The sequence below is a fragment of the Crenothrix polyspora genome, from assembly GCF_900163755.1.
GTDB classification, from domain to species: domain Bacteria; phylum Pseudomonadota; class Gammaproteobacteria; order Methylococcales; family Methylomonadaceae; genus Crenothrix; species Crenothrix polyspora.
Map to the genome: position 1 here is coordinate 1 of NZ_FUKI01000017.1, position 11764 is coordinate 11764.

The 11764-nt window shown below is 42.2% G+C and carries 12 protein-coding genes; 3 read left to right on the forward strand and 9 right to left on the reverse strand.

The features are described from left to right. Nucleotides 1-324: 324 nt before the first annotated feature. Nucleotides 325-1242: a calcium-binding protein gene (locus CRENPOLYSF2_RS19335; protein ID WP_087142165.1), complete on the forward strand. Its 918-nt coding sequence runs from the start codon at nt 325-327 to the stop codon at nt 1240-1242. Nucleotides 1243-1456: 214 nt separating this feature from the next. Here the strand turns inward: CRENPOLYSF2_RS19335 and sbcB are convergent, their stop codons facing one another. Genes sbcB through CRENPOLYSF2_RS01305 form a run of 3 tightly spaced genes read right to left on the reverse strand, consistent with a single transcriptional unit; the run spans nt 1457 to nt 3565 of the window. After that, nucleotides 1457-2905, reverse strand: coding sequence for an exodeoxyribonuclease I (gene sbcB / locus CRENPOLYSF2_RS01295; RefSeq protein ID WP_087142166.1), 1449 nt, complete (start codon nt 2903-2905; stop codon nt 1457-1459). A gap of 31 nt (nt 2906-2936) precedes the next feature. Then, entirely contained in the window at nt 2937-3122 is a 186-nt protein-coding gene (gene nqrM, locus CRENPOLYSF2_RS01300; protein WP_087142167.1) for a (Na+)-NQR maturation NqrM, read from the reverse strand. A 53-nt stretch (nt 3123-3175) separates the two neighbouring features. After that, on the reverse strand, nt 3176-3565 hold the full coding sequence (locus tag CRENPOLYSF2_RS01305) for a DUF2845 domain-containing protein (protein ID WP_245807851.1): 390 nt from the start codon (nt 3563-3565) through the stop codon (nt 3176-3178). A gap of 410 nt (nt 3566-3975) precedes the next feature. Between CRENPOLYSF2_RS01305 and CRENPOLYSF2_RS18695 the strand changes: the two genes are divergently transcribed. Further along, the gene (locus CRENPOLYSF2_RS18695) at nt 3976-4137 is read left to right on the forward strand and encodes a hypothetical protein (protein ID WP_176370988.1); all 162 of its coding nucleotides are present in this window, start codon (nt 3976-3978) and stop codon (nt 4135-4137) included. 125 nt (nt 4138-4262) lie between these two features. Next, nucleotides 4263-4877 (forward strand): Uma2 family endonuclease, encoded by a 615-nt coding sequence (locus CRENPOLYSF2_RS01310; protein WP_087142169.1) that lies wholly within the window; start codon nt 4263-4265, stop codon nt 4875-4877. Between the two features lie 415 nt (nt 4878-5292). On the opposite strand, the gene nqrF is transcribed toward CRENPOLYSF2_RS01310, so the two are convergent. Genes nqrF through CRENPOLYSF2_RS01340 form a run of 6 tightly spaced genes read right to left on the reverse strand, consistent with a single transcriptional unit; the run spans nt 5293 to nt 11315 of the window. Then, nucleotides 5293-6513, reverse strand: coding sequence for an NADH:ubiquinone reductase (Na(+)-transporting) subunit F (nqrF, locus tag CRENPOLYSF2_RS01315; RefSeq protein ID WP_087142170.1), 1221 nt, complete (start codon nt 6511-6513; stop codon nt 5293-5295). A 9-nt stretch (nt 6514-6522) separates the two neighbouring features. Then, on the reverse strand, nt 6523-7131 hold the full coding sequence (gene nqrE, locus CRENPOLYSF2_RS01320) for an NADH:ubiquinone reductase (Na(+)-transporting) subunit E (protein ID WP_087142171.1): 609 nt from the start codon (nt 7129-7131) through the stop codon (nt 6523-6525). Next, entirely contained in the window at nt 7131-7838 is a 708-nt protein-coding gene (locus tag CRENPOLYSF2_RS01325) for an NADH:ubiquinone reductase (Na(+)-transporting) subunit D (protein WP_087142172.1), read from the reverse strand. Before CRENPOLYSF2_RS01325 ends, nqrE begins: the two co-directional genes overlap by 1 nt. Continuing rightward, the gene (locus CRENPOLYSF2_RS01330) at nt 7835-8764 is read right to left on the reverse strand and encodes a Na(+)-translocating NADH-quinone reductase subunit C (RefSeq protein ID WP_087142173.1); all 930 of its coding nucleotides are present in this window, start codon (nt 8762-8764) and stop codon (nt 7835-7837) included. Before CRENPOLYSF2_RS01330 ends, CRENPOLYSF2_RS01325 begins: the two co-directional genes overlap by 4 nt. Next, nucleotides 8751-9959 carry an NADH:ubiquinone reductase (Na(+)-transporting) subunit B gene (locus CRENPOLYSF2_RS01335; RefSeq protein WP_087142174.1) on the reverse strand — a complete coding sequence of 403 codons (1209 nt, stop codon included), beginning with the start codon at nt 9957-9959 and terminating at the stop codon, nt 8751-8753. Before CRENPOLYSF2_RS01335 ends, CRENPOLYSF2_RS01330 begins: the two co-directional genes overlap by 14 nt. After that, entirely contained in the window at nt 9960-11315 is a 1356-nt protein-coding gene (locus CRENPOLYSF2_RS01340; protein WP_087142175.1) for a Na(+)-translocating NADH-quinone reductase subunit A, read from the reverse strand. Nucleotides 11316-11764 lie beyond the last annotated feature (449 nt).

Sequence of the window (11764 nt, forward strand, 5' to 3'; positions counted from 1 at the left end):
CTGATTTACGTGTTTTTACGCGAATCGGGTAGATATAAATCCTAAGACCGACAGACTCCTAGTAATTATGATTTTATCAATGTTTATTCTTTAAATGGCACTCTGGTTCCTATAAAGGAGAATAGAGGTTTTTATACTTTTCATCCTATTAAATCGGGTAGCTATTATTCCAGATTTCCCGTTTCATACTTCCCATCTTATCTGGATGATTTTGGTGATAGTTTTCAAACAGCTAGTTTAATACAAGCGCCAACCTCACTTGTTCCAGTCACTATTAAAGGTAGTTATGAATACCATGGTGATAAAGATGTATTCTCACTAACTTTGGTAGGTGGCATCAGTTATAAGTTTGAAGTATCTTTAAAAGGCTCACCAGAAGGCATTCACGTTTTCAATACCGGAGAACGTTTCCTTATTGATATAAGGGCAGAGAATTATTCTAAATCTAATTTTTCATTTACGGCACCTAATTCGGCTAAATATTATTTGCAACTGGATAGCTATACAGTAGGCGATTCAAAAAAATCTGCGTATGAATTAAAAATGAATACAATGAATACAATCAATGGAACTAAATATAACGATGATATACAAGGCAGTGTGAATGAGGATGTTTTATACGGCAACACAGGTAATGATAAGTTAAATGGCTGGGAAAGTAATGATATTCTAGTTGCAGGAGCAGGAAACGATATTTTGAGCGGTGGCTCAGGAAACGATAGCCTAATTGGAGGCAATGGCAACGATATTCTAAATGGTAATTCAGGTGATGATACCTTAGAAGGTGGCCGTCATAGAGATACACTTGATGTCACATACGGCAATGATACAATAATTATCCGTGTGGGTGATAGCTTGAAAAATCGTTCCGATGTAGTAAAAGGCTTTGATTGGCAGGATTCTCTTCAGCTAATGAACCATAACATTGCTGACGATATTTATAGCGTTAATGGTGAAGATTTTGGAACAATTCGCAGCCATAATATTAGTAATGGATTAATCAGCTTTGATGATTTATATCAATATAACTCTCCTTTAGCCATAACAGAAAAAAACATTACAAATGTTATTAATTATCTAGAAGCCAATATTAGAGGTGATAGTGTTGCCTTTGTTATAGACAATAATAGTTATGTTTTTCAAGATAACTATGATAAACCTGATACATTAGTAAAATTACTGGGTTTTACCGCTAACGGCATTAGTGATACTGCGATGAAAGGATATATTCATTTGGTGTAGTACCTGATTCACATTTTTGTCTTGACTTATAAATAAAAAGGCTACTAACTTTAAACGGGACAATTGCAACTGTAGGGTGGGCAATGCTTTTCTGCCCACATAGGATTTTACCGCGCTTGGCTGGTGGGCAAAACAGCCTGCCCACCCTACGTATTGTCCTGTGTCCCGCTTTAAGTTGGTAGCCAATAAAAACGCGTACTTAAATCTAACACAATTACCCAAGCATCTGTATCTTCTCAGTAACATATTCATGCAATGCCGCTAATAGGCTGGGATCAACATCACCCGCCGTAGCCAACACCTCTAATCTGGCTAAATAATCGTTGAATGTCATACTGACACCAGGCAGTTCACCGGTTAATCTCGCCTTACAATAGTTCAACCATTGCTGAGCCTCAGTCGCATTCAGTGTTGCAGGAAAATTGCGGGCACGGTAGCGAAACAGCATTTCTGGTAAACGGCTGTCGGCAAACTTAAACGTTTTTGTTGCCAAGGTTTCCGGTGCTGCCGATCTTATTTTAGCCATTTCCAGCCTATCTGCTGGCGAGAAAAATCCACCCGCATAAATTGCCAAATCGGGATCGGAATCACGCACAGACTCACCATAACTGCTGGTAAACACTGCCGCTAACTTTTCTGCCAAACCACTGGCTTGCTGGATTTTAGTGATATGCTTTTGGCACAGTGCCAGATCAATCCCCAAGCGCTGCGCATCTTCTGGTCTGATGACTGAAATGGGAGCCAATACCGGACATTTATTGACATGCACAGTTTTAAGCGGAATACGCTCAACACCTTCGGGTAAATCAGCCGTAGCGGTAAAAATACGGCGCTGAATTTCTTCCGCCGATAATAACAGCATCGGTTCAGGATCAACCGAAAGATCATACACCATTACACCGTTGGTATTGGTCGGGTGACGACACACCGGCAACACAATCGCCAGACAATTTTTACGTGCCGGATATTTACCGGAAATATGTACCACCGGCTTAAAACTGCCAAATTGCAGCAAATTAATGGCTTCTGGTTTTAGGCGATGCTGCCAAAGAAATTGGTATAATTTAGGTTGTGCGGCTTTCACCAATTTGGCGATGGCAATAGTGGCATACACATCGGACAGCGCATCATGCGCCATCTCATGGGCAATATTGTTCGCCTTGGTCAATTCTTCCAAACGAAAACTGGGACGAGCCTCCACTTCGTTATACGGCCAGACAATGCCATCGGGGCGTAAGGCTTTGGCAGCCCGAACAACATCAATAATATCCCAACGGGAATTGCCGTTTTTATATTCGCGCTCATAGGGGTCGTAAAAATTACGGTACAAACAATTGCGAGTGAACTCATCATCAAAACGCAAGGTGTTATAGCCTAGTACACAGGTGTTGGGTGCTGAAAATAACTCATGCACACGCTGCGTAAATTCCGCTTCACACACGCCACGTTGTTCGGCTAACTGCGGGGTAATGCCGGTGATGACACACGCATCCGGCTGCGGCAGATAATCTGCTGGCGGCTTGCAATAAAAGATGGCCGACTCATTAATAATATTGAAATCGGCATCGGTACGGATGCCGGCAAATTGCGCCGGCCTGTCGCGCTGCGGGTCTATACCAAAAGTTTCGTAGTCGTGCCAGAAAAAACTGTGTATTTCAGCCATTACGTTTTATCTATGAGTGAAGGTTAAGAAACTACGCTTCTATCTGACCTTCGGCTTCCACTTTTTTTCTGGCCGCGCATTTTTTAAGACAGACACACGCAGCGCTATTGACACCGCCACAGGAGCCTTTAATAGCGCGTCGGCCAAACATAACCCCGACCGCCATTAAGGCAATAACCACTAACATAAAAACAAACGTGATAAGAAAATACATGATGACACCTGAATAAATCGTGAAAAAACAAGGTTGCTAGCGGGCAATAGTATACCTCATCGCCTGCGCCCACGGCCCATGTCGGTAATTTCTTTTAACCGGCCATTTTCAAAACGCAAATGTTGCCGCAACCGCGAGTGACCAAAATCGTAAGTCCATTCTTCTACCAACACTTCTATCACACGGAAATTTTGCTGACCATAATTAAACTGGTTGCTCGATTGAAAATTTTGATCGTTATTATATTGGCCAAACTCTGCATAATTATTATTACCGCGCCGCTCATAATGCGAATCGGTGTAATCAGGTGAGCCGCACACATCATAAATATCTGCTTTAGAATCGCCAGGCTCCACGACCCAGCTATCACAACGCATGGCCAACAACGGCTGTGAAAACATCACCCATAACAAAAAGCCAACGCTATTCAACACCTTCATATTCATTATCCGACCCTTAATCATTTAAGCCAAAGCCTGTTGTACAGGCTTCATGTCACAACTCCCCAGACTATAATACCGCTAGTAATATGAACAAGAGATGAATTTATAACTCAGGGGCAAACGTATTTTCTTTTTTAATTATCTAATAATCAATCAGTTATATGTGTATACTGCTTTTTTGAGTTCATTTTCTCTCTTGTAACCAATTGAGCTTAAATATTAAAAATTTATATGCAGTGGCTCTGGGTAAATACAGATGCTATTGCTACTGAACCGGAGCAAATACAGCAATATTTGATAACACCAATACCAAAATCAACAAAATAGGTTGAAATAAACCATTTCAATGTGGTTTATTTCAACCTATAACACTCAAACGTATTTTGTACCTGATGTTATTTTAATACTTATCATTGATTTTATTATGCGGTGGATTAACGGATGCCGCCAAAGATCAATTGAAAATGGCGGTAATGGTCGCTATCATGGCCACTGATATTTATGTTAAGAATGCCCTTGCGAAAAAAGGCACCGCGTTATCTTGGCCACAATCCAGAAAGTATTGTACATCATGAAAATTTGGTAAAAGCCAGGTGGAATGGTTACAAAAAAGCGCAAAAATAAATGCAGGTGATGTGTATCATCAATTCTGTAACCTATTTATGTTAAGGCTATAGATTTTTTTAAAACAAGAGGCTACATGGCAAAAATCACCCACTTATCGGAATTGGACTTAAACCAAACTTACAGTTATGCCGATTATTTAACCTGGCAGTTCAGCGAAACGGTTGAATTAATCAAAGGCAAAATCATGTTGATGTCACCTGCGCCTAATGTGCATCATCAACGTATTTCAGCTGATTTGAATGGCATGCTGTATAACTTTTTTAAGCACAAAAAATGTCAGTTTTTTGCCGCACCGTTTGATGTGCGCTTGTATAATCGCCAAAAATCCATTTTAACCAACCAAGATATCCATACTGTGTTACAGCCTGATTTGTGTGTCATTTGCAATCCTGATTTACTGGATAAACAAGGTTGTAATGGCGCACCCGACTGGATTATTGAAATTCTGTCCAAAGGGAATTCCAAACGGGAAATGCAAATTAAATACGCGCTGTATGAAGAAAGTGGTGTTGGCGAATATTGGATTGTTTATCCAGAACACCACGCTATTCATCAATTTGTATTGGATGAAAAGGGACACTATCAACTTAAACACATGTTTGCCGATGACGACATTGCCATACCGGCTTTATTTCCTGATTTGGCAATTGATTTGGCTGAAGTCTTTGAAAAATCAGGTGAAGAATAAGTAAACTTATTACACCATGCTTTTAAACCGACATTCCGCACCCCTAAATAAAAATTCAGCATTTAAATAACATATTGATATTTAATGAGTTTTAGTATTTTTTTGGATTTTAGACTTTCGAATTAAAACAAGAAAAATTCATCTCTCGTTTGTTTTTTGTTAAATATAAGCTGATATAAATGACTTTGAAAATACGCCAAAAATTCGACAAATTTATAACATACTGAAATTATTAAATTAAATTTAATCATAAAATTATGAATAGGGGTGCGGAATGTCGGGTTAAATTCGCACCTTCAACATTTTTACCGACAAAATAACAGTCCATAAAAAAGCCCTGCACAAAACATGCACAGGGCTTTCCTAGAATCATCAATCCAAACGACAAAGTTACACGTCGTACAGATAAAACACACTAACCACCAAAATCATCCAGCATAATGCTTTCAGGTTCCACGCCGTTGTCAATCAACATTTTGATCACAGCGGTATTCATCATCGGGGGGCCACACATGTAAAACTCACAGTCTTCCGGAGCTGGATGGTTTTTCAGATGATGTTCATACACGACGTTATGAATAAATCCTGTGTAACCGTCCCAATTATCTTCCGGTAAAGGATCAGATAATGCGACATGCCATTCAAAATTGGGATTTTCTTTAGCCAGCATATCGAAATCTTCTACATAGAACATTTCACGTTTGCTACGCGCACCGTACCAAAAGGTAATCTTACGTTTTGACTTTAACCGACGTAATTGGTCGAAAAGATGCGACCGCATGGGAGCCATACCCGCGCCGCCGCCAATAAACACCATTTCCGCATCGGTTTCTTTAGCAAAAAATTCACCGTAAGGTCCCGAAATAATACATTTATCACCCGGTTTCAAATCAAATATATACGATGACATAATACCAGGCGGTACGCTTTCATCTGCGCGTGGCGGTGGTGTTGCAATCCGCACGTTCAGCATAATTTCTTTTTCTTCGGGATAACTCGCCATCGAATAAGCACGCAACGCTGACTCTTTTACTGTAGACACATAGCGCCACAAATTGAATTTATCCCAGTCTTCGCGATACTCTTGTTCCACATCAAAATTACTGTATTTAGCCACATGCGGCGGACATTCAATCTGAATGAAACCACCAGCGCGATAATTAATGGCTTCGCCCTCCGGCAAATCCAACACCAACTCTTTAATGAAAGTGGCCACGTTATGGTTAGACTTAACGGTACATTCCCATTTTTTAATACCAAACACTTCGTCTTCAACTTCAATGTTCATGTTGTGCTTAACCGACACCTGGCAAGACAGACGCTCACCGTGTGCAGCTTCACGTTTGGTAATATGGCTTAACTCGGTTGGCAAAATTTCGCCGCCACCAGAGTGTATCTTTACTTTACACTGGCCACAGGTACCACCGCCACCACAGGCAGAAGACACGAACAAACCATTATCGGCCAACGCGCCTAATAATTTTGACCCTACAGGGACGTGAATTTTCTTTTCATTATTGATAAGAATTTCAACGTCACCTTCTGCCACTAATTTACTCTTTGCACCGATAATACCAAACACCAGTGCAATCACGAATCCCGTGAAAATAATAATCCCTAACAGAATTTCCAGCATGACAGCCCCTTAAAGTTGGATTCCAGAGAAAGCCATGAAGCCAAGCGACATCAGACCTGCGGTAATAAAAGTAATACCCAGGCCTTGCAAACCTGCGGGTATATCACTGTATTTAAGTTTTTCACGCACGCCCGCCATGACAGTAATCGCCAATGCCCAACCCAGGCCACTGCCAACACCGTAAGTGACACTTTCGCCAAAGTTATAATCGCGCTCAATCATGAACAAACTGCCACCTAAAATCGCGCAGTTTACAGTGATGAGTGGTAAAAAAATACCCAGAGCAAAATACAACGCGGGGAAAAACTTATCTAACACCATTTCTAAAATTTGCACCAACGCAGCAATCATACCGATGCAGCTTAGCAATGCCAAAAAGCTTAAATCCACGCCTTTAATGCCCATCCAAGACAGCGCATCTTCTTGCAACAAGGCATGATAAACAAAGTTATTGGCCGGTACAGTAATAGATTGCACCACCATGACCGCAACGCCTAAACCCATCGCGGTAGAAATCTTTTTGGACACCGCAATAAAAGTACACATGCCCAAAAAGAAGGACAGCGCCAAATTTTCAATAAAAACCGCTTTTACAAATAAACTAATATAAGCTTCCATCAGTGATGTCCCCCTTCACCGTGCGCTATATCCAAAATCTTGAAGTCGATTTTTTCCCGTTGTTCTGGCTTCCATTGACGCACAGACCAAATAATCAAACCAATGATGAAAAACGCGCTAGGTGGTAACAGCATTAAGCCGTTAGGATCGTACCAGCCGCCATCTTTGGTTAATTTAAAGACTTCAAAACCGAGCAATTTCCCAGAACCCAAGGTTTCTCTAAAAAACGCCACGATAATTAAGATTAAGCTATAACCCGCGCCATTGCCGATACCATCCATAAAACTTTCGATGGGTGGGTTTTTCATGGCATAGCCTTCAGCACGACCCATAACGATACAGTTGGTAATAATCAAGCCAACGAATACCGACAAGGACTTACTGACATCGTAAGCCACCGCTTTTAGCACCTGATCCACTACAATTACCAAGGAGGCAATAATAGTCATCTGGACAATAATACGGATACTGCTGGGAATGTGATTTCTAATCGCACTAATCGCCGCACTGGAAAACGCCGTCACCAAGGTTAACGCCAGCGCCATAATCAAGGACGTGGTCATTTGTGAAGTTACCGCCAGCGCCGAACAAATCCCCAATACCTGCAAGGTAATCGGGTTGTCGTTGACCAACGGTGCAATCAATACTTTTTTGGTTTCATCATTGATCAGTTTATGTTTTAGCTCATCATTCAATATGGCACTCATGATTTGGCCTCCTTAAGCTTAACGGTTCTTACCTTGTTCAAATACTTGGCAAAACCTTCTTCGCTCATCCAGTATCTGACCAAATTAGTAACCCCTGTGCTGGTTAATGTTGCGCCTGCCAAGCCGTCAACTTCATAGATGGCTTCTGGCTTGTTGTTATCAACCACACCTTTAATCAAATGCAGGGCAGCTTCGCCAAAATCAGCGCCTTCTACCGAGCCCTTGTCGAAAGAATGTTGTTCAGTTTCCGCATAGACTTTTTTGCCTTTCCATAACGCACGCCATTTTGGATTGACGACTTCACCACCTAATCCCGGTGTTTCGGCCTGGTCATAAAAGTTGATGCTTTGCACGGTTTGGCCATCAGCATCCAGCGACAAAAAGCCGTACAGCGTAGACCACAAACCATAACCACTCACTGGTAAGATGATGGACTTGATTTTTTCGCCGTCTTTTACCAGAAAGACTTTGGCCACTTTAGCTTTTACACGAATGTGGGCAAGATCTTTGGCTTTAGGAATAGCAATGCTTTGTGCAGGATCTTTAGCCGCTTTACGTTGATCGTAAGCATCGGCATCCATATTATCGACATAGCTGCCGGTTTCTAAATCGACCAATTTCGGTTCAATACGTTCAGAAAAGGCTTTATCAATATCGGCACCTGCTTCCAGCAAACCTGCCACATCCAGGATATTCTTCTTCATATCCAATGACTTGTTGTAGACCTGCATCGGCTTTAACGCCACAGCACCAAACGAAACCAACACCGCACACACCAAACACAGCGCAACGGCAACGGCAAAAGTCTTCTCTAAACTGTCATTACCTAAAGCAAGAATTCTATCTTTATAAGCTTTAAACTTTTGATAATGCTCACACTTATCAAGTCTGGCACATAATTTCTGGTATCGTTCACACTTTAGCATGACGTTTCATCCTCCGTCTAATATTCGCCTGAATAACGAAATAATCTATGGTTGGGGCAAACATATTGGAAAACAAAATAGCCAGCATAATACCTTCTGGAAACGCAGGATTAACCACGCGAATCAACACGGTCATTATGCCCACTAAAGCACCGTAAACCCAACGGCCGGTATCGGTCATCGCAGCGCTGACAGGGTCAGTCGCCATGTATACCATACCAAACGCGAAGCCGCCCATGGTTAAATGCCAGTACCAGGGAATAGAGAACATCGGGTCGGTATCGCTACCAATCACGTTAAACAACAACGACATCGCCACCATACCGGCAAATACGCCACCGATAATGCGATAAGATGCAACACGGGTATACAACAAAAACGCCGCGCCGATTAAAATCGCCAAGGTAGAGGTTTCGCCCAAACAGCCAGGTTCAAAGCCCAAAAACGATTGCACCCAACTGTAACCTGCGGCATGTACCGCATCCAAACCACCGTTAGCCGCCAGTGCCAAAGGTGTTGCTGCCGTAAAGCCATCCACGGCAACCCACACAGAATCACCGGAAATAGATGCAGGATAGGCAAAATACAAAAAGGCACGACCGGTTAACGCAGGATTCAAAAAGTTTTTACCGGTACCGCCAAACACTTCTTTACCAATAACAATACCGAAAGAAATACCTAGGGCAACCTGCCATAACGGCATGTCGGGCGGCATAATCAAAGTGTACAACATGGACGATACCAGGAAGCCTTCGTTGACTTCGTGGCCACGTACCGTAGCAAATAATACTTCCCACACACCACCCACCGCTAAGGTAATGATGTAAATAGGTAAAAAGTACAATGCGCCATGCACCATGTTCGATAACGGATTGGATGCACTATAGCCAAATACCGACATAATAATGCTACGCCAGTTGTCTATCTGCACCAAACCCATTACTTCCATCGCATGGTTGGCTTGATAACCGGTGTTGTACATCGCCATTAATACGCAAAACAGCGTACCAATCACCACAAACGTCATGGTGCGTTTTAAATCGTTGCCATCACGGACGTGCGTTGTACCGCGCGTTACATCGGCAGGTGTGTATATAAAAGTATCCACCATCTCATAGAGACCGTAATACTTCTCAAGCTTACCGCCTTTTGTAAAATGCGGCTCTATGCTATCTAAAATATCTCTAGCCGACATTTATCCTTCCTTCTCGATTTTAGTTAAATTGGCCCGTAATACCGGCGCAAAATCATGTTTACCGGGATCAACAAACGTAAAGAGAGACATATCTTCTTCATCCAATTCCAGGCAACCCAACAATTGCGCCTGATCAGAATCGCCTATCACCAAAGACTTTAATAACGGTGTCGACAAAATATCCAGTGGCATCACAGTTTCGTAAATTCCTACCGGTACAATCGCGCGGTTACTGCCGTTTTTATCAGTCGTCAGCGGGAACTTGCGGTCTATGCCTTTTTTGCGATCGACACTGGACACATACACATCCAATGCGGAATACTTGTCTTTGCCAGGTACAATCCAGCCAAACAATTCACGCGCACGGCCTTCTTGCAACGCCGACACCTGATTGCTATAGCAACCCAAGAAATCTGCCCAACCTTGTGCCTGATGACCATACAGAACGGAACCTGAAATCACCCGATTTTCGACCGCTTCCAACTCATTAGCGACCAAATCAGTCAAGTTAGCACCCACGCGGGTACGCACTAAACGTGGATTTTTGACCGTAGGCCCCGCTAAAGACACGATTCTTTCAACGTTCAGCTTACCCGTTGTAAACAACGCACCGATAGCGATAACCGCTTGGTAATCAATCGTCCACACGACAGTATCGATACTAACTGGATCAATAAAATGAATGTGTGTGCTAGGCAATCCTGCCGGATGTGGCCCTGAAAACTCAGCCACCACAACAGACGCATTGCCTACTGCAATATCAGCACCCGGCGCTTTGCAGACGTAAGTCTTACCTTCGGTTAACTTGGCAATAATCGCTAAACCGTTGGTAAAATCATGGGCACGCGCTTTAATGACCACAACCGGATCAGCGGCCAAAGGACGGGTATCGATAGCCGTTACAAAAATGCTTTTGGGTTTGCTATCAACCGCTGGAATTTTGCCATACGGACGCGTACGCAAAGCAGTCCACAAACCCGAAGCCAACAGGTTGGCTTTAACTTGCTCAGTGGTTAACGCCGCCAGTTCAGAATCTTTTACAGTTAAGTAAGACTCTTGTTCATCGCCCTGCAATTCAATAACCACAGATTGCAAGACACGTTTATCGCCGCGATTGATTGATTTAACAATACCGGCACCAGGTGAAGTAAATAGACAACCAGGATTTTTCTTGTCCGAAAAGAGTGCTTGACCAAGTTTTACCTTGTCACCTTCACTGACCATCATAGTAGGCTTCATACCTACATAATCCATCCCCAAGATGGCAACAGACTTAACTGGATTGCCATCCCCAATAACTTGTTTGGGACTTCCCGTGATGGGTAAATCCAAACCTTTTTTAATAAAAAATTGCATTGTAATAAGCCTGCTCTCCAAACTTTGTGCGGCAAAATCAATGCCTTTTATTTAATACAAAACAAAAGGCGTATTAAGACCAAAAACGTCGGTATTACACCATAAAAACGCTGTTTTCTCAACAAGAGCGCAAGCATCTACCAGCGACTTGTTCTATATTTTAAATTAAGCCAGAAAACCGATCACACTAATAAAAATAATAATGATGCAAATTAATGACATAAATTACTATCCGCGTAAACATTCCCCCTATCCCTGGATAAAATTGGTGACGTAATTGTCCAAGCAGCTATCAAGACAAACAAGGGTAGCTTTTTATGTTACTTCTCGTCAGTCGCAAGTTCTATCCGACTTGAAAATTAATTGTCAATTATAGATATTACCCCTCAGGGCAAACGCATTAAAATTAAATTGCGAACAATACTTTAGCTCTGTAGTTGTCGTTCCAG